Below are 23,445 nucleotides of genomic sequence, written 5' to 3'. Positions count from 1 at the left end.
AGCACGGTGGATTGGGGGGGTTCAACCCTCCAACCGATGCAGCGGCGTCGGCCCGTCGAGGCAACGCTCGCCCCATTCGAAGTCGTGGGAGGGGACGATGACCTCGTCGGGATGCTCGTCGTGGTAGAGGCGCAGTGAGCGAAGCGTCTCCTCGGCCTGCGCGAGGTTGTAGGCGAACGAGCGCGGCATGCGACCCAGCCGGCGGCGCTCGATGATGTGCTCGACGCAAAAGGCGGCGTCTCCGACCAAAAAGACGCGCCGGCCGTCGTCAAAGGTCAACCGGTAGCCGACGTGGCCGATGGAGTGGCCGGGCAGGCCCACCGCGCGCACCGAGCCGTCGCCGAACAAATCGACCCCATCGGGGTCTTCTTCGAGAGGGGCGGGGTCGTCGAATAGCTCGACGCGGTTTCGCATCGCCCGAAAATCGTCGAGTTGGTAGCCCTCGCGAAGCGCGGTGAAGGGCGTGAGGCTCAGCGGGAACTCCCACTCGCTGCGGGCGATGTGGAAATGCGCGTGGCCCAACTCCTTCATCCCACCGGTGTGATCGTAGTGGAGGTGAGTCATCAAGATGTGGTTGATCTCGGAGGGGCGAAAACCGAGTTGCTCGAGGCGCGGGACCACCGACCACTCGTCTTCGAACTTCAGACCGGCGCCGCGAAGCAGCGCGCCCATCATCGAGCCGACGTTCGAGGGGCCCTCGTGGCCAAACGGCGCGTCAATCAAAAAAGGGCCGTGCTCGGAGTGATAGCCGAGTGCGGCGAGCATTGGCAGGCGCGGAAACGTCATCGGAGCGCCCGCCACGATGATCGGGCGGGGCACACGTATCCACCCACAGTGAAACAGCCAGAGCTGTTCGAGCATGGTTCTCTCTTCGGTTCAGACCCGAGCGATCAATTCACCATCATCCATCTGCAGCGGCGCATAGACCAGATCGCCGGTGCGCTCGTCGGGATTCCCGGTCAGGCGCACCCGCAGGTAATCTTCGGTCACGCCGTAGTTGTTCTCCTCGACGACGATCTCGGCGGCCTGGCCGACCCGAGAGCGATGGTAGGCTTCGCCCTTGGCCTGGGCGAGCTCGCGAAGCTCCTGGCTGCGCGCCGACTTGATGTCGCCGTGGATCTTGTCGTCCATGTCGGCGGCCACCGTGCCGTCTCGCTCGGAGTAAGGGAACACGTGCAGGTAGGTAAACGGGAGCGTCTCGACCAGGTCGCGTGTCTGGGCAAAGTCCTCGTCCGTCTCACCGGGGAAGCCGACGATGACGTCGGCGCCGAGGCCCAGATAGGGCAGCCGCTCGACGATCTCGACGAGACGATCGCGGTACTGCTCGCGGGTGTGCCAGCGGCGCATGTTGCGCAACACGGCGTTCGAGCCGGCCTGCATGGGCACGTGCAGATGGGGCACCAGGCGCCCGCCGGAGGTCTCGAGCAGGTCGATCATCAGGTCGTCGATCTCGGTCGCCTCGATGCTGCCGAGCCGAAAACGCACGTCGGGGACTTCATCGAGCAGCCGGCGGATGAGCTTGGAGAGCGTGTGCTCCTTTTTGCCGCCCTCCAGATCGTGGCCGTAGTGGCCGATGTGGATGCCCGTAAAGACGAGCTCGCGGTGGAACTCGGCGAGCTGCTCGGCCTCGGCGACGATGTCGTCTTCGAGGCGAGAGCGGCTCTTGCCGCGGGCGAGCTTGGTGGCGCAAAACGAGCAGCGACGGTTGCAGCCGTCCTGGATCTTCATCCAGCCGCGCGTGCCACGCTCGTTCTTCTCCAGTAGCACCCCACCGATGGGCTCTTCGTCGCGATCGACCAGCGGCGCCTCGGGGGCGACCATGCCGGCCACGGCCACCGCGTCGTGGCCTTTGACCACCCCGGTGACCTCGTCCATGTCCATATAGTCGTCGAAGCGAAGCGCCGCCGAGCAGCCGGCCACGATGATCTGGACGTCCGGGTTGTCACGTTTGAGGCGGCGAATCGCCTTGCGCGCGCCGGCATCGGCGTTGTTGGTCACCGTGCAGGTGTTCACCACGCACGCGTCCGCCTCGAGGGGGTCGTCGACGGCGACCGCCCCGCGGGCCTCGAGCTCCTGGCGAAACTTTTCGGTGTCGTACTGATTGGCCTTGCAGCCGTGTGTGACAAAGTGGACTTTCATGGTGGCCGGTACTTCTTAGATGACTACTTCTTCTCGCGTAAGATCTCCATCGCGCGATCTTTTTCCTTCTGCTCGGCGGTCCGCTCGCCCGATTCGGCCGCGGCCTCGGACGCAGCCTTGGCGTTCTCGGCCGTGCGGATTTTATAGCCGAGGATGGTGCCTCCGGTGACCGTCAAAAAGAGCAAGATCCCAATCACGATGATCAGGTTGCGCCGATACTCTCGTGAATTGGGGTCGACGTCTTGTCGGATGCGAACTGGTTCCATCGCGCCGTCTCCGTTCTCCAAATGGCCTTGGTAGCAAAGGTATGATGCGCCTCAACTATCCAACGCGCCAAAGCGCTGTGACCTTCCACGAGGGGGCGTTGAAAGTCAAATGGCGAGTGGTGGGTTGATGGTGCTCCCTGCGTCTCGCACGGTACCGCGTGCGAGACACCTCCCCCACGGTGGAGGAGCATCTTGCTCATTTGGGGCGCATTTCATATGAGTGGGAACGAAATTTGATAGCATCAACACAAACGAGGTAAATGATGGGCACCAACCCAGTTTTGAAGGTAGGCGACGAGGCTCCCGATTTCACGCTCGATTCCGACGACGCGGGCGAGGTTTCGCTGAGCGATCTCCGCGGCCAGAAGGTCGTTTTGTACTTCTACCCGAAGGACATGACTCCCGGCTGCACCACCCAGGCGTGCGACTTCCGTGACAATATGGACACCTTCGAAGACAAAGGCTTCAAGGTGCTGGGCGTGTCGCCCGATCCGGTCGAACGCCACGAGAAGTTTCGCGACAAGCACGACCTGAACTTCACGCTCTTGGCCGACCCGGACCACCAGGTCGCCGAGGCGTACGGCGTGTGGCGCGAGAAGAAGAATTACGGCAAGACCTACACGGGGATCGTGCGCTCGACGTTCTTCATCGACGAAGAGGGCAAGATCGCCGAGATCCAGGACAACGTGCGCGCCAAAGGGCACGTGGATCGTCTGTTGCGCGACAGCGTGTGAGTAGGCCTTGCAGAGGCGTGGCGCCTACTATTCGAGGCGCCTGAAAAGCGGCGCAAAAAATTTGAGGGTCGTTTCAATGCACCGACTGTGGTGATTGAAACGACCCTCAAATCGTTGTTCTGCGAGGGCGTTGTTCGCCCTCGCCTCAAATAGAGTCAGTTGCGGTAGATGTACGTGTCTTGGCTCGTCTGCATGCCGTCTTCGTCACGCGCGATGATCGAGACGCGGTTCATCCCCTTGAACAGCGGAATCTTCGAGGCGATCTCGGCCTTCTGGCCGTCGACCTTGGTGTACTCGAGCTTGCGCGTGTTGATGCTGGTGGCGTCCTGTCGGTTGACCACGAAGATGTAGTAGTCCTTGATGGACGAATCATCTTCGACGACCGCCTCGAGCGAGACCGAGTCCTTGGAGGTCATCATCGTCGACGGGTTGAGTTCGACCTGCGGCGACTGGAAGTTGTTGCGCCGGGTCACGCCGCTGAGTTCGGCCGTGGCGCCCGAATCGTAGTCGACCAGCGACTTCTGGATCCAAGCCTTGCGTCGGCCCAGGTCGACCTTGACCCAATCGTCGAGCTTTCCGACCACAGGCAGGGTGGCGTCCTTGTCGGCCATGGCGGCGACATCGGCCTTGGTCGTGGCCCCCAGGAAGAGCTTAGCCGGGCCGCTTTTGACCTTGGCCACGCCCTTGGCGTCTGCGACCTTGTCCTTGCTGGCGGCAAACGGCACCTTGATCTTTTTGTGGACGAAGTCGCGGAAGACGTTGTCGAAGACGTCGATCTCGAGCTCGATGTAATCGTTCTCGGGGATCTCCTTGAGGTGGAATTCGAACTCGGCGACCTCTTCGGTGCCCTTTTCGATCTTGTCGATCTTGACGCGGCCCTTGTCGAGGTAGACGGCCTCACCGGCGAGGTTTTTGAGGTAGACCATCGTCTCGTTGCTGTCGGCCTGGCCGACGTTCTTGACGATGGTGCGGAAGGTCACCTTCTCGTCCTTTTGAAGCACGCCGTCGCCGCTGGCGTCGACCACTTCGTAGGCAAAGGCGAACTGAGGCCGGTCGAGGCCGACGATGCGAAGCGGCTTTTTGACCGTGTCACCGAACTTGTCTTCGGGGCCGCTGACCTGGAACTCGAGCAGGTCGTGGCGGCTCATGGCGTCTTTGGGAAGCTCGACTTCGACGGTCCACTCTTTGGACGCACCGGGCGCGAGCTTACCGAACAAAAACTCCTTGTCATCGAGCACGGGGTTGTCGCTCGAGGAGATGGCCTTGAGGCGATGCAGGGTCTTTTTGCCCTTGTTGGTGGCCTTGGCGGTGATTTTGACCTTCTCGCCGGCCTTGACGGTATCCTTGTCGACCGAGGTGGTCACTTCGAGGTCGACGTTGGCCGTTTCCGGGTTTTCACCTTCAGACCAATCGACGTCGAGCGTGGAGAGCTTTTTCTGAATCTCCTTCATCTCACGCTCGGAGATCTTGCCGAGCTCGGGCTGCAGCTTCTCGAGCAGCGCCTGGCGCTTCCACGTCTTGCCCACGGCGGCGACGAGTTGCTGGCCGAACTTGATCTCGAAGTCCTCTTTGAAGGCGTTGGGATCTTCGAACTCCTCCTCTTCACCGTCGGCGGGCACGTCTTCGAGGAAGCGCACAAAGCCGACGCCGTCACCGGCGGCGTGCGCCGCGGCGTTGGACAGGTGGCTCTCGAGGTCGCTCTCACGCAAAATATTGTTCGACAGGAACATGTCGGCCTCGCCGTCGGCCAGCGCCACCGGCACGAGGCGCAGGTCCGGGGCGATGCCCTTGCCCTGAATGGAGATGTCGCCCGGGGTCAGGTACTGGGCCACGGTCAGCTTGAGCGCCGAGTTGTCGTTGAACTCGTAGAGCACCTGGACCGAGCCTTTGCCGAAGGTGGTGTCACCGACGACCAGGGCGCGGTCGTGGTTCTGCAGCGCGCCGCTGACGATCTCGGAGGCCGAGGCGCTGCCGGCGTTGACCAGCACCACGATGGGATACTTGGGCTCGGTGCCCGACTTGGTGGCGACCTTTTTGTCGCGCATCTTGTTCCCCACGCCCACGGTGCTGACGATGGCTCCCTGGTCGAGGAAGGCGTCGCTGACTTTGATGGCCTGGTCCAGAAGACCGCCGGGGTTGTCGCGCAGGTCGAGGACGAGCCCCTGCATGCCGCCCATCTTCTTTTTGAGCTTCTTGAGGTGCTTGACCAGGTCGCTGTGGGTGTTGGCCTGGAAGTTCTTGATGCGGATGTAGCCGACCTTGTCGCCCAAGGCCTGACTGTCGACCGACTCGATGTTGATGATCGCGCGGGTCACGGTGAACTTTCTGGGCTCGCTCCACGCCTTGCGCTTGATCCAGATATCGACCGCCGTGCCCGGCTCGCCGCGCATCATGCTGACGGCTTCGTTGAGGTTCATGTTGATGGTCGACTCTTCGCCGATGCGCACGATCTTGTCTTTGGCCTTGATGCCTTGCTTGGCCGCCGGGGTGTCCGGGATCGGGCTCATGACGGTGAGCTCGCCGTCACGGATGGAGATGACGATGCCCAGGCCGCCGAATTTACCGCCGGTCTGAGTCTGCATCTCCTCGTAGTGGCGAGGCGGCAGGAGCGTGCTGTGCGGGTCGAGGGTGGTGAGCATACCGTTGATGGCGGCGTACTCGATCTCGCGAAAGTCGAGATCGGGGTCCTCCTGCAGATGCTCTTCGACAAAGCGGAACATCTTCTGCAGCCGGAAGCTCATCTCCCAGAGGCTCTCGAGTTCCTTGACCTTGAAGCTTTTGGTCGACCCGTTGACGTGGACCTTGATGGCCGACGGGTTCTCTTTGCCCCCCACGAAGGTGACCACCAACTCGGTGATCGAGTTTTGCACCTCGTCGAGCGCGGCGATGAGCATCTTGTTGGGGTCGACGCGCTCGGGCTCGACATAGTTGTCCTTGATGCGCAGCAAGACCCGGTTGAGGATCTTGAGCGCCGACAAGTCGTACTCGCCGTCTTTACCCTCGGAGGCCGACACCTCGGAGTTCTTCAAATCGAACTGCACCCCGCGGTCGCTGAACTGAACGCTCAGAACAAACGCGATGGCCAGCGAGAGGAAGGCGACAATGAAACGCCCGTGGCGCTTGAGGTTGCCCATCAGTTTTTCCATGCCTGTTCGTACTGTGTGAGATCAACAAATTACAGACAGCAAGTAAATAAGGAGAGAGAACGTGTCCCGTAGGCTCTATCCTTGCGCAGGATGCGCTCCGCGGCAAGCCCTCACCCCGAAGAACCCGCTGTCGTGTCCGAGTGATGAACGGACATAACGGTTTAATGTATTCCTCGCGACTTTCTCCACATGACACCCACTGCATTCTGTTGCACAATGGCCGCCGACGCGTCTTAAGGAAGTCCAGCGCCAGGAGTCGCCGAGATGTCTCGGATGCCCGAGGTCGGCGAGGTCGTCGATGATGTGTTTCGCATCGAGTCCGAGCTCGACCATGGAAATTTTGGCGCGGTCTATCGAGCCCATGATCTCCTCGAGGACCGCACCCTCGCGCTCAAAGTGCTCAAGCCCGGCCCTCACGACGAGGACGAGCTTCGCCAGCGCTTCGAGCGTGAGGCACGGCTGATCTACAGCCTGCGCCATCCCCATGTCTTGCGCGTCTTCTACTACGGCGAGACCCTCTCGGGCCTGCCGTACATGGCCATGGAGTTTCTGGAGGGCACCGATCTCAAGACGCTGTTGCGCCATCACGGTGCGCTCAATCCTCGACTGGTGCGGCGTATCTCCCTTGAAACGTTGTCTGCTCTTGAAGCTGCCCACGAGTTGGGAATCGTCCACCGCGACTTGAAGCCGGCCAACATCTTTTTGGTCAACGACGGGGGCAAGGGACACGTCAAAGTGCTCGATTTTGGCTTCGCCAAAGCCCTCGAAGACGACCAGAGCGAGGAGCTGACCGCCGCCAAGACCCTGGTGGGCACCCCCGCTTATATGTCGCCCGAGCTCGTACACAAGAAAAACGTCGGCCCTCAGGCCGATCTGTACGCCATGGGGCTGATCATCGCCGAGATGCTCACCGGCGAGAAGCTCGTCCAGATCGAGTCGGTCTACGACACGATCCTGTTCCAAGCCTCCGACAAACCCCTGAAGCTTCCGGCCGAGGTCAACGAGTCGATCTTTGCCGACATCATCGAACGCGCAGTCGAAAAGGACGTCACCAAGCGCTACCAGACCGCCACCGACATGGTGCTCGACCTGGAAACGCTCGACCTGGGCGAGGGGCGCCGCTCCTCGAAGCCGGGCAACCCCCGGGTGCCCAACGAGTTCGGCCAGGCCGACGAAGACGCTTCGACGACCCCGCACTCGCTGGGGATGCCCTCGATGCGCGAGATCGACCAGGCCCTGGCCAACGACGGCGGCCAGCCCAACGGGAACGCCCAGTCCAGAGGGGGTGGAAGGCGCTCCATCGACCCGTTCGCCGACTTTCCCGCCTACGAAGAGTCGGGGCCGGTCGGCGGCTTGGGCACCACCAAAGAGCGTCCCAGCTACGACCTCGATCCTGCGGGCGACGACATGGCCACGACCAACCGTCGCTCCGGCTACGACGTCGCTCCCATCGAAGACAGCTCGCCCCGCGTCGAACCCCGCAATACCGGCTCGTTCGCCCCTCCGATCGACGAGCAGCCCACCCAGGAGTTCAACCGCGACGACCACGCGGCCATGCTCGGCGGATCTGGCCCTCAACCCGCCAACATCCGCGCCACCGACGAAATCGACCTCGCCAGCGAGCGGCCTTCCCCGGCCGCCGAGGCCAAGAGCTCGAGCGTGGTCAAAGAGATCTTGCTGGGTGTGGTGATCGGAGGGTTGATCCTGGGCGTGTTCTTGTACTTCCTTTCGACACAGTAGTCCTCTCCCCGACGCGGGGATGCGGAGGGGGTTCAGAAACCCTCCACTTCCGCCTCGCCACCCCTCCCCGACTCGGGGAGGAACTAACGCGTCAGATTATCGCTGCGGTACAGCGTCTGGAAGGGGTACATCGCCACCGTCTGACGCAGTTTTTTGTAGGCGATGTCGTCGAAGTCGCGTTGGACGACCTCGTCGCCCATGCGCGCCGTCAGAGTGGCGCGGATGACGCGTTTGACGGTAAAGCCACTCTCGTCTTCGGGTACCGGGCGGGTCTCGTCGACCCAGCGGACCACCAGCCGCTCGGCGCCCTCGTCCAGCAGCTCCTCCAAGAAATCCTCGAGCCTCTCGAGCGCCTCACTCATACCGTGTCCTGTTCGGTCCAGTAGGCAAATTCGCCGTTTTGCACCACGCCGCTCACATGACTGGTGCCGAAGTGATACGGAACGTAGGTCATCGAGGGGACGCTGAGCATCGTCAGGTTGGCCGTCACGCCCGTGCGAATGCGGCCGATATCGTCGCGCCGAAGCGCCTTGGCCGCGCCGATGGTCACCGCGCGCAGCGCCTCTCCCGGGGTCATCTTGTAGAGCGTGCAGGCGAGCGTGAGCATCAGGCCTAAGTCCTGCGTCATGGCGCTTCCCGGGTTGAAGTCGGTCGCCACGGCGACCTCACAGCCGGCCTGCAAGAGCTTCCTGGCCGGGGCGAGGTGGTCGGTGGTGCCCAAGAACAAGTTGACCGCGGGCATCAACACGCCCACCACGCCCGCGTCGGCCATCGCGGCGATGGCGTCGTCAGAGGTGTACTCGAGGTGGTCGGCGCTGGCGGCGCCTACTTCGGCGGCCAAGCGCGCAGCGCCGGCGTCGGTGAGTTCGTCGGCGTGGATGCGGGCGATGAGCCCGTGGTCTTGGCCGGTCGTCAGGATGCGGCGCGCCTCGTCGACGGTGAACGCGCCGCGGTCGCAGAAGACGTCGCAATACTGCGCCAAGTTCTGCTCGGCGACCTTCGGGATCATCTCCTCACAGACCAGGTCGACATACTCGTCTCGGCGGTCGCGGTACTCACGCGGGATGGCGTGCGCCCCCAAAAAGCAGGGGACCAGCTCGCAAGGCACCTCCTGGTCGGCGACCATCTGAATCGCCTTGAGCGACTTGAGCTCGTCGGAGGTCGTCAACCCGTAGCCGGTCTTGACCTCCAGGGTGGTCACGCCCGCTCGCACCGAGTCGAAGACGCGCTCGAGCAGCGCGTCGGCGAGCTCCTTGGTCGATGCACGCCGAAGCGCGTCGACCGAATTGAGGATGCCGCCACCCTCCTCCAAAATCTCGACGTAGGGCCGCCCGGCGTTGCGCAACACGAATTCGTCGGCGCGCTCGCCGGCGAACACGGCGTGGGTGTGACAGTCGACCCAGCCCGGGGTGACCAGCTCGGCCCGAATCTGCGGGGCCTGCTTGGCCTCTTCGGTGCGCTCTTCGTACGGGCCGAACCATTCGATCTGGCCGTCATTGACGAAGACGCCGGCGTCGTCGATGGCGCCGACGATCTCGCGGTCACGCGCGTGGAGATCGGCCTGCGGGTCGTAGTCGCGCAGTGCGTCGGACTCCTCGGGCATGGTGAGGAGTTGGCGGGCGTGGATGGTGAATGTGTTGTTCATTGGTGTGTGTCGTTCCGTTCGTTCGCCTTGCAGATGAGTGGCGCCTGCTATTTTAGGCGCCTGAAATTCGGCGCAAACTACAATTTGGGGGTCGTGCCAACGATCACATAAGCCGCATCGAAACGACCCTCAAATTGTAGTTTATCGAGGGCGTCATTCGCCCTCGCCTCGAATAGCAGGCCTTCGAAAACCGAGGCGCCTCAATCATCAAGATGCGGAACCCGCACCCCATGCTCCTTCGCGCAATCGATCGCCTTCTCATACCCCGCATCCGCGTGGCGGATGACGCCCATGCCGGGATCGGTCGTCAGCACGCGCTCGAGGCGCGCGGCCGCCGCATCGGTGCCGTCGGCCACGATGACCTGGCCGGCGTGCAGGCTGTAGCCCATGCCCACGCCGCCGCCGTGGTGGAAGCTGACCCAGCTCGCCCCGCCGATGGCGTTGAGCATGGCGTTGAGGATCGGCCAGTCGGCGACCGCGTCGGTGCCGTCCTTCATGGACTCGGTCTCACGGTTGGGGCTGGCGACGCTTCCGCAGTCGAGGTGGTCGCGGCCGATGACCACCGGTGCGCTCAGCTCGCCATTCTTGACCATCTCGTTGAACTTCAGGCCGGCTTTGACCCGCTCGCCGTAGCCGAGCCAGCAGATGCGCGACGGCAAGCCCTGGAAGTGGACCTTCTCTTGGGCCATGTCAATCCAGCGCATCAGGTGCTCTTTTTCGGGGAAGAGCTCGCGGATGGCCTCGTCGGTCTTGTAGATATCTTGCGGGTCGCCCGACAGCGCCGCCCAGCGGAACGGCCCCTGGCCCTCACAGAAGAGCGGGCGGATGTAGGCGGGCACGAAGCCGGGGAACTCGAAGGCGCGCTCGAAGCCGTTGTCGAGGGCGACCTGGCGGATATTGTTGCCGTAGTCGAAGACGATCGCGCCCTCATCTTTGAAGCCGACCATCGCCTCGACATGGCGCGTGATGCTCTCGACGGCCTCTTCGAGATAGCCCGACGGATCGCTCTCGCGGTAGGCGTCGGCCTCTTCGACGGTGTAGCCGGCGGGCACGTAGCCGTTGAGCGGGTCGTGCGCGGCGGTCTGGTCGGTGACGATGTCGGGAATCACGCCGCGCTCGAGCAGCTCGGGGTGGACCTCGGCGGCGTTACCCAGGAGCGCGACGCTCAGCGCTTCGCCTTTCTCCTTCGCGTCCATGATCCAGGCGAGCGCCTCGTCGAGGTCGTCGGTCCACTTGTCGCAGTAGCCGGTTTCGATGCGCCGCTCGATGCGGTGCTTGTCGACCTCCACACCCAGGAAAGCCGCGCCGTTGAAGGTCGCCGCCAACGGCTGCGCCCCGCCCATGCCGCCCAGACCGGCGGTGAGCACGAATTTGCCCGACAGGTCACTGTCGAAGTGCTTTTTGCCGGCGGCGGCGAACGTCTCGTAGGTGCCCTGCAAGATGCCCTGGGTGCCGATGTAGATCCAGCTGCCGGCGGTCATCTGGCCGTACATCATCAAGCCCTGCTTCTCGAGCTCGTTGAAGTGGTCCCAATTGGCCCACTTGCCCACGAGGTTCGAGTTGGCGATGAGCACGCGGGGGGCATCTTTGTGGGTCTTGAAGACCCCGACGGCCTTGCCCGACTGCACCAACAGCGTCTCGTCGTCTTCGAGGCGCTCGAGCTCGCGCACGATGCGGTCGTAGCACTCCCAGTTGCGCGCCGCCTTGCCGGTGCCGCCGTAGACCACCAGGCGCTCGGGCGCCTCGGCGACCTCCGGGTCGAGGTTGTTCATCAGCATGCGAAGCGCGGCCTCTTGAATCCAGCCCTTGCAGCGCAATTCGGTGCCGCGCGGGGCGCGGATGGGGAGTCGATCGTTCATGTTATTCTCCGTTGTATTTGCAGCGTTCGCTGATTCTTACTCGTCCCGAAACGTGTACTTCATGTTCACGTTGATCGTGCCGGTGCCCCCTTCGGCCTTCGGAAAGTCACCGCGCTTCAAGACCTTCTTGGCGCAATTCTCGACCTTCTTGTCGTTGATCGCCGAGTGCAGCTTGTTGACCGCGCTGACCTTGCCCTTTTCATTGACGTTGACCGTCAAGATGAGCTGGCCGGTGCCGGTGAAGCGGTTGCGGCGCACGCGGCTGGCGTAGCACTTGGACAGCTTGTCCTGCAGGCCGTTGACGACCTCTTGGGCCTTCTGGTTGTCAGCGAAGTTGTTGGCGTAGACGCTGTTGAGCTTGGCGAAGGGTTTGCGGCTGTACTTTTTGGCCGACGCGGCAAACTTCTCTTTGGTCTTGCCATCGGCGCTGATGATGAAGATCGACTTGTCGGTCACCGCCACGGTCTCGGTTTTGCCGTCACCGTCGAGGTCTTTCTGCAGGCCGGCCTGGACCTCGCCGTCGATTTCGGCGCCCTTGGCGGCTTTCTTGACCGCGTCGGACAGCTCGACCGGGCTGGCTTCGCTCAGGTCGACGGCGTCTTCGGCAATCTCGGGCTCGGCGAGTTCCTTGGCAAGGACTTCACCGGCGGCGTCGATGCGCGCCCACTTGTTCATGCCGCGGTATTTGCACTCGAGGTCGGCTTTGAGGTCGCCGTTGTAGTCACCGGCGCGGCAGTGGTCGATGCGTCGGCCCAGGGACAGTTCCCAGACGAACTGGCCGTCGTAGGTGTAGACCTTCATCGCCTTGCTGTTCTGACACAACAGGTCGAGTTTGTCGTCGGCCACGAAATCGGCCACGATCGTCTGATCGCAGCCCTTCTCGAGCTGCCACATCGGGTCGCTGTTGGTCTTGAGCACAAACGTCGGCTTGCCGGCGCCCACGACCTCGTAGGACTGGTCGCCGTCGAGGTCGACCAGATAGAGGTTGTCTGCGTCGCCATCGTTGCGCGCCTTCCAAGTGTACACACGGTGGGGGCGCTTCTCGTTGGTGATGAAAATGAGCCCCGAGTCGTTCTCGACCAGCACGGGCATGTCGCTGTCGGGCCAGTTGTAGACCTTGGATTCGGCCGAGGCCGACGCAGAGACGCCCAGGGCGAGCAGGAGAGACGGAACAAGGACCGAGTAACGCATGGTTGCAACTCCTTGGCGACGGCGACGCCGCTCGAAATGCATAGAAACGACCAGCTTTTGCTGGTTTATGGAGTAGCGATTTGCTGCGTGTGCGTCAATGCGGACAACCGCCGGGGGCGTTGCTTTTCGGCGACCAACTTGCATTCAGACCGATCACGGTGGTAATCCACCCTCTACGATACGCCGGGCGCCCGTCTCCGGCCCGCATACACCGATGCCAGAACCGCCCATGAAACCCCGAATCCGGCTGCTTACAATAGTGTTGTTTTTGCTGGCGGCACTGGTTGTGCCGACAAGCTGCAACAACGAGTTCGAGGGCTCGCTGCCCCGCCGCGACCAGCTCAACTACCCCATCGGGGTGACCTTTCACCCCAACGGGCGCTACCTGTACGTGGTCAATAGCAACTTCGACGCGCGCTACCGACCCAGCGCGGGCGGCACCGTGAGCGTCATCGACGCCGACACGCTCGAGATCGCAGCGGAGCAGACCCCCTTTCTGCCCTCCTTCGGCGCGTTCATCGAGCTCAACGAAGACGCCTCCAAAGCGTATGTGACCGCCCGGGCCGACGACGTGGTGGTCGCCTACGAGGTGGCCGACGACGGCAGCGCGCTTTTCTGCACCGGAGCCGACGGCGCGCAGACCTCCGACCCCGCCGAATGCGTCATCGACCGCGTGCCCGACCAGTCGGGCGGCGCGGAGCTTCCGCCCGACCCGTTCGCCCTGTCGGTATTCACCGTCGAGCGCGGCGGTGAGCCGGTCGACGTCATCAACACCACGCACCTGCAGAGCCGGGACAACCAGGCCGCACGCGTCTCGTCGATCAGCCTGCCCGGCGGACAATTGGCCGGCGGCACGATTCAGACGGCCCCGTTTTTCCGCGCCACCACCATCGCCCGGCGCCCCGGCACCCAGAACCTGTATGTGGGCGCGCGCAGCACCAACGGCGTGGGCATCTTCCAGCCGTTCATCAACGAGGAAGGCGAGGTCGAGGCGATCATCCAGCGCGGCTTCTTCGAGCTGAACCACGGCACGATCAACAACAATATCATTCCCATCGACGCGCGCGGCATGGCGTTCAACGACGCCGGCGACCGACTCTATGTGGTCACCCGCCGCCCCGACGCGATGCACGTGGTCAAGCTCGTGGCCGCCGACCCCGATGAAGGCACCGGCACCTCCCACGAGGTTGCTTCGGCGCTGCCGCTGCCAGACGGGCCCAGCGACATCGTGCTGCACACCACTCCGCAGGGCCGTCAGTTGGCCTATATCTCGAGCTTCGACGACGAGTCGATCCAGGTGGTCGACGTCGACAGCCTGACGATCACCGACGAGATCTTGCTCGACGCCAGCCCCTACGAGATGGCCATCGAGCCGCCGACCAGCGGCTGCTCGGAGGCCGACGAACGCTGCCGGCTGTTCGTCACCCTGTTCGACGACGCCCAAGACAGCTCCGTTGACTGCGCGTCGACCGGAAGCTGCGGTTCGGTGGCGGTCATCGACATCAATCCGCTCAACCGCAATCCCGAGGCACCCGAGCTGTCACGCTACCACACGGTGATCAGCAAGATTCAATGACGGCTTTGACTATGATGCGACTTACAAACGCAACCGCCCTTGTTGGTGCCCTGATCTTGGGAGCCGGCCTGTCCGCCGGCTGCAGCGAAGACGACTTCGAACAGCCGGCGAGTCTGCAGTCGCCCCGTGCGATGACCATCGCCCGAGGCCAAGTCTGCATGACGAGCAGCGCGCCGTTTGGCGGCGCGGTGCGGCCCGTGCTGAGCGAATGCGGCACCACTGAGGAGGGCGTCGAGGAAGTCAGCGCCATCGGCCTGGTCGCCAACCAGACCGGCAACAGCGTCGGCGTCATCGACATGACCCGCAACACCCGGGAAGACACGCAACGGACCCCTCGGCTGGTCGACCTCGACCCGGCCGTGCCCGGCGTGACCCACATTCCGGTGGGCAATTCACCGGTCGACGTGGCTGCCGGCACGGGCACGACCGCCTACGCGGTCAACCAGGCCGACGCCTCCGTGTCGGTGATCAACCTGACGGTGCTCAAGGCGCTCCAAGACGATATCGTCTTTGACGAGGCCCCCAAAAAGGTGGTGGTGACCCCGAAGCCGAGCGCCGACGCCCCCGGAACACTCGTCGTGGCGCTGACCAACCCGTCCAGGCTGTGGACGCACGACGAAGTCGAGTGCGCATTTCCCCAGAACGCCATCGACGAAGAAGGCAATATCGATCGAGATCAGGCGCCCGCCGACACCGGCTGCGACGACGTGCCGACGCAGGACGCCGGCCAGACCATCGCGCTGCCGGGCACGGTCAGCGACCTGGTCGTCGGCCCCACTGGCGATCTCGTCTACGCCGTCTACACCGACGCCAACTTCGCCTCGGTCTTCGCGGTCACCGACACGGGCCTCGACACCTTCGACGACGGCTGCCTCGAAGGCGACGCCGCGCCCTGTGAAGTCGCGCGTGTCGGGCTGACGTTTGGCTGCTCCGACGGCATCGACAACGAGGGCGACGGACTCGTCGACCAGAACGACCCGCAATGCTACGGCCCGCGCGGCTCGGAGAGCCCCGACGGCATCGGCCGAACCCCGCAGGGGGAGTGCTCCGACGGCGTCGACAATGAAGAAGGTCAACCCGACGGCCTCATCGACCGCCAAGATCCCGACTGCCTCTACAGCGGCGGCGCCGAAGACGCGCCCATCGTCGCAGATGCCACGCTCGCCTGCATGGACGGGCGCGACAACGACGACGACGGACAGACTGACTATCCGGCCGACGACGCCTGCTATGGTGACGTCGGGCGCACCGAGCGCGCCGCCGAACCACTCGGCTACACCTCCGTGAGCATCGACCCGGCAGGCAACTTTTTGTACGCCGTCGACCAGGCCAACAATCAGGTCATCGTGGTCGACGCCACCCGCCTCGAGCTCATCGACGCCTTTGACGCCGGCGGTCGCGACCGCACGCCGTTCTCCAGCCAGCTCGGCATCTCGGTGCCCCCGGCGCCCACCGCCGTCGACGCACTCGTCGAGCGCGACGTCACCTGGCAAGACCCGCAGGACGACTCGCACTACATCGTGCGCTACGTCTTCGGCGCGTTCGTGGCCACCGACGGTGGATTCGTCTACAACCTCAACGCTGCCAGTGTGGAGTGCGAGGTCACCGATCCAGCCGCTGAGGCCAACTGCCTCGACCTCCCTGCGTTCCCGATCGAGTACGACGTCGAGGAATGTCTCGGCGGAGAGGGCACGCTCGAAGAGGTCGACTGCGCGGGCGAACGACTCGTCGAGGGCGATGGGTTCCGCCAGGTCGTCAACCCGAACTTCCAGCTTCAGGACTCCAGTGACCGCCAGAGCCGCGTGCGCGGCCTGGGCACATGCGAGAACCCGCAGGTCTTCGTCGACGCGCTCCGCGCCTCCCTCGACGGCCCTGTCGACGTAAGCTGCACCTCGCCACTTCGCCCGCAGCCCATCGACCCGTTCGCGGCCTCCGTCGGCGACGATGCGCTCGCCGCGGCCATTGAAGATCGGGAGTTCGACCGCGCCTCGCTTCTGCAACAGAGCACATTGGGCCTCGAGCCCACCGACGAGGGCAGCGTCGCCGTCGAGAATTTCGTCAGCGTCGCCGACCAGGCGATCGTCCAAGAGTCGGTCACCGTGACTTGGGAGGGGGTCATCCCCGGCACCAACCGAGACGACGGCATCGTCGCCGAGGAGCCGGGCGAGCTGACCGTCGTCGGCCTCGACTTGTGTGAGACGGGCGTCCAAGAGGGCGACCGCCTGACGATTCTGTCGACGCCGGTCGACCCCAACGGCGAGATTCCCAGCCAGTGTGACATCTTTGTCGACGACCAAGATGCGCGCGATTTCCGCACCTGGGAGATCTCCGAGGTGCGCCCCGACGCGCTCGTGCTGTCGGTGATCGCCGAGGAGGACGAAGGCGAGAATTTCGTCGATGAATTGCCGTCGCGAGGTTGCTTTGCCGAGGGCGTGCGCTACGAAATCCGCGCGAACGACGAGTGGATCGTCGTCGGCGACCGCTCCGGCTTCTTGTCCGACCGCACCAGCGTGCTGGGCACCTGCCAGCCCAAATTCGGCGCTGACGACGCCCGCTTCAATGCGCGCGTGCAGACCGGCGAGTTGTTCGAAGGCCCCTACTTCAGCTTCCAACTCTTCGAAGGATTCGCGCCCGAGGGAGCGCAGGCCCCGGTGGACCCGGCGCGAAGCGCCGACGAGGAGTTCTCGTACCGATTCAGCGTCGAGCGTAACTTCTCACCCGACAGCTACCGTACGACCACGGTGCTGCCGACACAGGTGCTCGCAGAGAATAACCTGCCCGCAGGACGCTGGCTGATCGTCCCCGATCCGGCGAGCAACTTCATCTACTTCCGCGCCCTCGATATCAGGGGCGACGAAGGTGTGTTCTTGCTGCAGTGAGAATGTCGCAGGCAGCGACGAACGCGCTGCCCTTTACTCGGTGGGAATCTGGTTCTCATCCTCGACGAAGCTCGGCCCGATCTGCTCTCCGCTCTCGGTGCCGAGCTTTTCGAGTCTCTTGAGCGCATCTTTGGCGGCCATGCGCACGCCCATATGCGGGTCGTTGATGGAGACCTGCTCGAGCACCTTTTTGGCCTCCCCGGCGCCCGTCTCGCCGAGCACGGTGGCCGCCTTCTGGCGCACCTGAGGCTCCTTGGCCCCCAGCGATTTGACCACCGCTTCGGTGGCGCGATCGTCACTCACCAGCGAAAAGACATCGAGAATACGGATCCGCTCGGCGGGCTCTGTCTCGGCGCTCTCGAGCTGCTGCGCGAGCGCGTAGATCTTCTTTTCGTATTTGTAGAGCGTCTTGGTCGCTTCTTCCTCGCGCCCCGCGTCCGAATAGATCTGGCCGAGCTCGAGCAGCGCGAACACATAATCGGGTTGGGTGGCGAGGAGTTTTTTGTAGGCCTCGATGGCCCGGGTCGACTCGCCCTGCTGGGCGAACGCACGGGCGATGACCAGCTGGACCTCGGGGATATCGTCGACGCGCTCGGCGAGCTGGTCGTACAACTCCAGCGCTTTCTCGGGACGGTCGGTTTCGTTGTAGATCTGAGCGAGCGCGATCGCCCCGGAGACTTGCGGGCCGGAGACGGGCTCGGTTTTGACCAACGCCCCGAACAATTCTTCGGCGCGGTCGAGATCCTCGGTCAAAAAGGCCTGCTTCGCCTTGGCCATGAGCCGTCGTTGGACGTCGGTACCCTCGCCGAGGCCGTTGGGATCTTCTTTTGCCGTCGCGTCGTCCGCCTGGGCCTCCGCCGATTCGTCGGCTTTTGCCTCGGAACCGGGCTCCCGAGCCGGGTCTTGCTCGGCGGGATCTTGCTCGGCGGGATCTTGCTCGGCGGGGTCGTCCTTGGCGGGCGCGCTTGGCTGCTGATCGGCGGAAGGATCGTCGCCGCCGGTGTATTTGCAGCCGCCCGTCAGGGCGATCGACAGGGCCAGCGGGGTGACGAAGTAGCGAAGCTTGGGCATAGGCTATCAGTCGGATTGGGGCAAAGAGATATAGAACGTCGTTCCTTTGCCTATTTCAGTCTCGAAGGTGATCTCACCGCCGTGCTCTTCGACGATCTTTTTGACGATCGCCAAGCCCAGGCCGGTGCCGTGTTTTTTACCTTTGGTGACGAACGAGTCGAACAGCGTGGTGCGGATCTCCTCGGGGATACCCGGACCGGTGTCACGGCAGGCGAAAACCAACTCGCCGGTCTCCTCATTCCGATCGACCGACATCTCGAAGACGCCGCCGTCGGTCATCGCCTCGGCGGCGTTTCGAGCCAGGTTGACGATCGTGCGCTTCATCTTGCCGCTGTCGAAGCACGCTTTGCCCTCGTAATCGAGGCGGGTGCGAAATTCGACGTCGGTGTCGGAGAGTTCGTGGCGCAGCAATTCGCCGACCTCGGCGAAAAACTCGCTCAAGATGACCTCATCGACGGTGATCTCGGTGTCACCGCGGGCAAAGACGAGCAACTCGCGCGTCATCTGGTTGAGGTGCTTGAACTGCTTTTTGATGCTGGCGGCGTACTCGTCGCGCTTTTCACGATCGTCGGCCTTGGCCATCAACTGCACGTTGCCGGAGATGACCGCGATCGGGTTTTTGAGATCATGGACCACACCGGTGAGCATCTGGCCGATGGTGGCCAGACGCTCGGCCTTCTCTTGCTCCTGGCGGTGCCGGCGTGTGGCGACCGCCGCGGCGATCTGGCCGGCGATCAGCGTCAGGATCTTTTTGTCGTCCTCAGTGAACCCGCTTCGGGGCTCGTCGCCGTCCTCGGGCGCGTCGTGGAAGCGGTTCATCACCTCGAGGGCGCCGATGCACTCGTCGTCATCGAATAGCGGCACCGAGATGACGTTGTGCACCTCGAAGCCGATCTCGTAGCTGGCCGCCTCGGAGACCACTCCGCAGTTGCCCATGTCGCACACGAAGGGATCGCCCGACTCGATGACCTTACCGGCGATGCCGCGGCCACACGAGATGACGCTGGTGGAGAACTCCCACTGGCGATCGCTGATCTTCGGGGAGCGATCGACGAGCACATACATGCGGTTGTGGTCGTCCTCGCGGAGGGTCAGCGCCGAGGCGCGCGCCGAGATCAGGTCGAGCGCCTTTTGGGTGATCGTCTCGATGAGATCGTCGAGATCGAGCGCGCGGCTCAACTCGCGCTCGACTTCGTAGAGCAGATCGAGCTCGTTGACCTTCTTTTCGAGCTCCTTTTGGGTGCGCCGAAGTTCGATATTCTTGTCGACCACCGACAGGTACAGCTTGCTGTTCTCGATGGCGACCGCCGTCTGGCTGGCGATCGCGCTGAGCAGATTTTCATCCTGAATGGTGAAATCGCCCGAGTTTCGGTTGAGCACCTGGACGACCCCGATGATGTGGCCCTCTTGGTTGCGCACCGGCTGGCACAGCATGTTGCGCGTCTTGTAGCCGGTCTGAGCGTCGACGTCGGGGTTGAAACGCGGATCGTTGTAGGCGTCGCGCACGTTGATGCTCTTGCCGGTCATCGCGACCCAACCGGCCAAGCCCTGACCCGCCTGCAGGCGGATCTCGGTGTCGACGCCCCCCTGGGCGACCTTGCTCCACAGCTCACCGGTCTCATCGTCGACCAAAAACAGGGTCGAGCGCTGGGCTTCCATCAACCGGGTGATCTTCTCCATGATCAGGTGCAACAGCTCGTCGAGCTGGATCGTCTGGCCCAGCGCGCTGCCGATCTCCTGCATGCAGGTAAATTTCGCCTCTTGCTGGCGAAGCACTTCCCCAATCTCTTCGAGAAGGCGGGTGAGCTGCTCGGAGGAGAGCTCGCGGATCGTGTCCTCGAGGCTAGTCTTGGGCCGACTCAGCCAGGCCAAGAGCGCCTCACGGCTGTCCGTGCTGTTGGCACGGGCTCGCACCGTCGAGGGGGCGAGGTCGCTGTGTACGAGGTCCTCGTTCATGGTCAGCGCCAGAGGGAAAAGAAAGCTGCGTTACTTCCAAGAAGGTAGCACACAGATGGGCGCTGGAAAAAGCGGAGGGTGAGCGTGGTCGGGAAACAGACCGATCGCTCAAACACACAAAGCGCCGCATCGACATAGCGATACGGCGCTCGGTGATTCTTACTGTCTCGGCAGATTAAGCCAACACGTCCTTCAGACGCAGGCCTTTGTCCTTCAAGAAGGCGAGCAGGCCTTTCTTGGAGACGGTGCGCAGCGCGCGCGCCGACAGCTTGACACGCACCCAGCGATCCTCTTCGGGGATGTAGATACGCTTCTTTTTGAGGTTCGGCTGCTGCCGCATTTTCGTGCGGTTGTTGGCGTGCGAGACTTTGTTGCCAACCAGCGGCTTCTTGTTCGTCAATTTACATTTGCGCGACATAATCGTTCCTTTCTGGCTCGAAGGCGTTGGTAGCTTGCGGCTGTATCTTCGGCAAATGCCGGCCTTAAAAGACGGCATGTATGCGATGGATTCAACGTACGGGCCCGCGAAGCCCTTCCCTGAGGGAGCGGAACTTGGCAGGTGATCCGACGATTGTCAAGTCTATGCACCGAATAGGGTCGGCGCGCGGGCGCTAAACACTTGCCAGCGTTCAAAAATCCGTCGGTTTTCGGCAGTTGTTTTCCGGTCGAGCATCTTGCATCGACCCATAGCGTGCTGTAGATTGTCCAACGTCCAGAACACGCGCCACAACTCGAATTTCGCCGACCGATTGGAGGCAAATCAGTGGACGAGGGAAAATTGGCCTCACAGGCTTTGTCGGGACCGAGCGAGGGGAAGGGCCCCGACGACTCCGATGACGGTATCAAGATGAAGGGGAGATTCCGCAACCCGGTCTCCGACAGACTCGATCTCGGCTCGAACGTGACCGACGACGAAGACGCGATCTCCCAGATGGCCAAGCGCTTTCGGGGGCCTGGCGCCGCTCTGTCCGAGGTCGACGAGGCCCCTAGCCTCGACAGCCAGGACGAGCCCGATCCCAACATCTCGGACGACGAGCTGCAAAACTTTTTGCTCGACGCCCTCGACAGCCAAGATGAGCCCGACGAGGGCTACGTGCTCGAAGAGGTCGACGAGACCGTCGATACCGAGCAGCCGATCGACCAGACCGATCGTATGGTCGATCCCCCCGTCGTCCAGCCGGCGACGACCGCCAAGAGCCCGCAGAGCGATGCGCAGGGCATCGTGTGCTCGTCTTGCCACGCCAGCAACCCGCCTGGCATGCGCTTTTGCGTGCAGTGCGGCGGCAGCCTCAAGAGCGCTGCCAAGGCCCCCAGTGGCGCCAAAAGCCCCGAGCCCCAACGCCAGCCGCCGCCCCCCTCCGCGGCAGCCAAGCAGGAGAACCCCTGGGACGTCCACCTCGTGTCGATCAACGAGGACGGCTCCGACGGGATCTCCATTCCGCTCGAGTTTTTGGAGACCACGCTCGGCCGAGACGGCGACACCCGGTTTCCCACCGACGCCTTTCTGAGCCCGAAGCACGCTCGACTACACATCGAGAACGGCGATCTGTACATCGAAGATCTCTACAGCCTCAACGGCACCTTCCTGAAGCTTCGTGACGAGGTGCGCCTGACGCCCGGCGACTCCTTCTTGATGGGTCGCCAGGTGCTGCGCTTCGAGCGCTTCGAGCAGTCGATCACCCCCAAGACCAAATCGTCCGACGGCACCCGCTACATGGGCAGCCCGGCCCCGGGTGGCAACTACAAGATCTTGCAGATTGGCATCGGAAACGTCGTCCAGAACGTGTACTGCCTGCCCGAATCGGGCGCGGTGCTCGGACGTGAGAAAGGCGACATCATCTTTCCGCACGACAAGTTCATGTCGAGTCGACACGCTCAGATCTATACGGGCGAGGACGGCCAGTGCTACTTGGTCGATCTCAACTCCTCGAACGGCACTTGGACCAAGCTCTGGGAGAAGACGCAGCTGGAGAACGGCGACTACATCTTTATGGGTCAGCAGCTCTTCCGCGTTCACGTCGGTAAAAAGAAGTAGACGAATTGACCACGAAGGGGACCCACAGTCGCCGGTTGACAACTCCATCCGGTTGTCATTAACTGCCGCTCCCCACGAAAGCGGCCAAAGGCGTTAGGTGGGTGATTTTACTGAGATTTAACCGATTGGTTAAAGTAAGTTTGACGCGAGTTGTACGATGACCAAATCCGAACTTATCGAAGTTGTTGCCGAGCGCATCGATATCCCCAAAAACCGCGCCTATGACGTGGTCAATGCAATTTTTGATGCGATGAAGGACGCGCTGCTCCAGGAAGACCGTATCGAGCTGCGCGGCTTTGGAAGCTTCTCGATCCGCGAGTACGACGCCCGCGTGGGTCGCAATCCGCGCACCGGCGAAGAGGTCTTCGTCGACGCCAAGAAGTCAGTGCATTTCAAGGTGGGCAAGGAACTGCGCGAGCGCGTCGACGTCCTCAACGAGTACAACTGAGTCTATTGCGGCAGACAAACTACAATTTGAGGGTCGTGATTTTGCACGGATATCCAGTGCGGCAGCCCCCAAATCGTACTTTGTCAGCTCAAATAGTCGTCACTCTACCCCCATGAACTTGTGGATCTGCAAGTTCAGCCTGACCGGAAGCCTCTCCTCCAAGATCCAATTCGCCAGCGTGTTCGAGTCGAGTTCGCCGTGCACCGGCGAGAAGTGGACCTCATCGACACGCTCGAACAGCTCGTGCTCGCGGCAGGCCTCGACCGCCCAGTCGAAGTCCTGCCGATCGAGCACCACGATTTTGACCTCATCCGTCGGCTTGAGCTCGGCGATATTCTCCCACAGGTTCTTCTCCACCTCGCCACTGCCCGGCGCCTTCAGGTCCATGATCACGCGCACCCGATCGTCGATCGGCGCGATGTCGAGCGACCCGGACGTCTCGATGAGCACCTCGTAGCCCTCGTCGCACAACCGTGTCATCAGCGGATGGACGTCGGGCTGCAGTAGCGGCTCTCCGCCGGTGATCTCGACCAAGTTACAGCCGTAGCTCTCGACCTGGGCGACGATGTCGTCAAGGCTCTTCTTGTCGCCCCCTTTGAACGAGTAGGGGGTGTCGCACCACGAGCAGCGCAGATTGCAACGCGACAGCCGCACAAAGACGCACGGTAGCCCGGCGCGCGTGGACTCGCCTTGGATGCTGTAGAAGATTTCGGTTAAACGTAGCTGGTCGTCCTTCATCGCGGTACGCCTTACTGCAAGC

The 23,445-nt window shown here is 62.9% G+C and carries 18 protein-coding genes; 6 read left to right on the top strand and 12 right to left on the bottom strand.

Going from position 1 to position 23,445, the window contains the following annotated elements; genetic code table 11:
• Positions 1 to 21 precede the first annotated feature (21 nt).
• From FIV42_RS14320 to FIV42_RS14310, 3 genes are read right to left on the bottom strand one after another with little or no spacing between them, the layout of a single operon-like run.
• Positions 22 to 861 (bottom strand): MBL fold metallo-hydrolase, encoded by an 840-nt coding sequence (locus FIV42_RS14320; RefSeq protein ID WP_141198352.1) that lies wholly within the window; start codon positions 859 to 861, stop codon positions 22 to 24.
• Positions 862 to 876: 15 nt separating this feature from the next.
• Positions 877 to 2,139 carry a tRNA (N(6)-L-threonylcarbamoyladenosine(37)-C(2))-methylthiotransferase MtaB gene (mtaB, locus tag FIV42_RS14315; protein WP_141198351.1) on the bottom strand — a complete coding sequence of 421 codons (1,263 nt, stop codon included), beginning with the start codon at positions 2,137 to 2,139 and terminating at the stop codon, positions 877 to 879.
• A gap of 23 nt (positions 2,140 to 2,162) precedes the next feature.
• Complete coding sequence (locus FIV42_RS14310; RefSeq protein ID WP_141198350.1) at positions 2,163 to 2,405, bottom strand: hypothetical protein; 243 nt, start codon at positions 2,403 to 2,405, stop codon at positions 2,163 to 2,165.
• A 263-nt stretch (positions 2,406 to 2,668) separates the two neighbouring features.
• On the opposite strand from FIV42_RS14310, the gene bcp reads away from it, so the two are divergent.
• Positions 2,669 to 3,139, top strand: a complete 471-nt coding sequence (gene bcp, locus FIV42_RS14305; protein ID WP_141198349.1) for a thioredoxin-dependent thiol peroxidase — start codon at positions 2,669 to 2,671, stop codon at positions 3,137 to 3,139.
• A 155-nt stretch (positions 3,140 to 3,294) separates the two neighbouring features.
• On the opposite strand, the gene FIV42_RS14300 is transcribed toward bcp, so the two are convergent.
• Positions 3,295 to 6,285: an MXAN_5808 family serine peptidase gene (locus FIV42_RS14300; RefSeq protein WP_141198348.1), complete on the bottom strand. Its 2,991-nt coding sequence runs from the start codon at positions 6,283 to 6,285 to the stop codon at positions 3,295 to 3,297.
• A 264-nt stretch (positions 6,286 to 6,549) separates the two neighbouring features.
• On the opposite strand from FIV42_RS14300, the gene FIV42_RS14295 reads away from it, so the two are divergent.
• On the top strand, positions 6,550 to 8,025 hold the full coding sequence (locus FIV42_RS14295) for a serine/threonine protein kinase (protein ID WP_141198347.1): 1,476 nt from the start codon (positions 6,550 to 6,552) through the stop codon (positions 8,023 to 8,025).
• A gap of 83 nt (positions 8,026 to 8,108) precedes the next feature.
• Here the strand turns inward: FIV42_RS14295 and FIV42_RS14290 are convergent, their stop codons facing one another.
• From FIV42_RS14290 to FIV42_RS14275, 4 genes are all read right to left on the bottom strand, one after another.
• Positions 8,109 to 8,387 (bottom strand): hypothetical protein, encoded by a 279-nt coding sequence (locus tag FIV42_RS14290; RefSeq protein ID WP_141198346.1) that lies wholly within the window; start codon positions 8,385 to 8,387, stop codon positions 8,109 to 8,111.
• Positions 8,384 to 9,670 (bottom strand): imidazolonepropionase, encoded by a 1,287-nt coding sequence (hutI, locus tag FIV42_RS14285; protein WP_141198345.1) that lies wholly within the window; start codon positions 9,668 to 9,670, stop codon positions 8,384 to 8,386. Before hutI ends, FIV42_RS14290 begins: the two co-directional genes overlap by 4 nt.
• 200 nt (positions 9,671 to 9,870) lie before the next feature.
• A complete protein-coding gene (gene hutU / locus FIV42_RS14280; RefSeq protein WP_141198344.1) occupies positions 9,871 to 11,529 on the bottom strand; it encodes a urocanate hydratase in 1,659 nt (552 codons plus the stop codon).
• Positions 11,530 to 11,565: 36 nt separating this feature from the next.
• Positions 11,566 to 12,720 (bottom strand): AgmX/PglI C-terminal domain-containing protein, encoded by a 1,155-nt coding sequence (locus FIV42_RS14275; protein ID WP_168210641.1) that lies wholly within the window; start codon positions 12,718 to 12,720, stop codon positions 11,566 to 11,568.
• A 229-nt stretch (positions 12,721 to 12,949) separates the two neighbouring features.
• On the opposite strand from FIV42_RS14275, the gene FIV42_RS14270 reads away from it, so the two are divergent.
• Together FIV42_RS14270 and FIV42_RS14265 are read left to right on the top strand one after the other, a co-directional pair.
• Positions 12,950 to 14,296 carry a hypothetical protein gene (locus FIV42_RS14270; RefSeq protein WP_141198342.1) on the top strand — a complete coding sequence of 449 codons (1,347 nt, stop codon included), beginning with the start codon at positions 12,950 to 12,952 and terminating at the stop codon, positions 14,294 to 14,296.
• Positions 14,297 to 14,307: 11 nt separating this feature from the next.
• A complete protein-coding gene (locus FIV42_RS14265) occupies positions 14,308 to 17,175 on the top strand; it encodes a hypothetical protein (protein WP_141198341.1) in 2,868 nt (955 codons plus the stop codon).
• A gap of 33 nt (positions 17,176 to 17,208) precedes the next feature.
• Here FIV42_RS14265 and FIV42_RS14260 read toward each other — a convergent pair whose 3' ends face one another.
• The 3 genes from FIV42_RS14260 to rpmB all read right to left on the bottom strand — a co-directional run bounded on the left by FIV42_RS14260 (position 17,209) and on the right by rpmB (position 20,620).
• The gene (locus FIV42_RS14260; RefSeq protein WP_141198340.1) at positions 17,209 to 18,246 is read right to left on the bottom strand and encodes a tetratricopeptide repeat protein; all 1,038 of its coding nucleotides are present in this window, start codon (positions 18,244 to 18,246) and stop codon (positions 17,209 to 17,211) included.
• Positions 18,247 to 18,252: 6 nt separating this feature from the next.
• Positions 18,253 to 20,202 (bottom strand): GAF domain-containing protein, encoded by a 1,950-nt coding sequence (locus FIV42_RS14255; RefSeq protein ID WP_141198339.1) that lies wholly within the window; start codon positions 20,200 to 20,202, stop codon positions 18,253 to 18,255.
• A 175-nt stretch (positions 20,203 to 20,377) separates the two neighbouring features.
• Positions 20,378 to 20,620 (bottom strand): 50S ribosomal protein L28, encoded by a 243-nt coding sequence (gene rpmB, locus FIV42_RS14250; protein ID WP_141198338.1) that lies wholly within the window; start codon positions 20,618 to 20,620, stop codon positions 20,378 to 20,380.
• A gap of 345 nt (positions 20,621 to 20,965) precedes the next feature.
• Between rpmB and FIV42_RS14245 the strand changes: the two genes are divergently transcribed.
• Both FIV42_RS14245 and FIV42_RS14240 read left to right on the top strand, forming a co-directional pair.
• Positions 20,966 to 22,237 (top strand): FHA domain-containing protein, encoded by a 1,272-nt coding sequence (locus FIV42_RS14245; protein WP_141198337.1) that lies wholly within the window; start codon positions 20,966 to 20,968, stop codon positions 22,235 to 22,237.
• A gap of 157 nt (positions 22,238 to 22,394) precedes the next feature.
• Positions 22,395 to 22,685 carry an HU family DNA-binding protein gene (locus tag FIV42_RS14240; protein ID WP_141198336.1) on the top strand — a complete coding sequence of 97 codons (291 nt, stop codon included), beginning with the start codon at positions 22,395 to 22,397 and terminating at the stop codon, positions 22,683 to 22,685.
• A gap of 99 nt (positions 22,686 to 22,784) precedes the next feature.
• Here the strand turns inward: FIV42_RS14240 and FIV42_RS14235 are convergent, their stop codons facing one another.
• Positions 22,785 to 23,423, bottom strand: coding sequence for a radical SAM protein (locus FIV42_RS14235; protein WP_141198335.1), 639 nt, complete (start codon positions 23,421 to 23,423; stop codon positions 22,785 to 22,787).
• Between the last annotated feature and the right edge of the window lie 22 nt (positions 23,424 to 23,445).

This window comes from Persicimonas caeni (assembly GCF_006517175.1).
In the GTDB taxonomy this organism is placed as follows: domain Bacteria; phylum Myxococcota_A; class Bradymonadia; order Bradymonadales; family Bradymonadaceae; genus Persicimonas; species Persicimonas caeni.
Note: the sequence above shows the minus strand (reverse complement) of the source record. Positions and strands in the feature narration are given on the sequence as shown.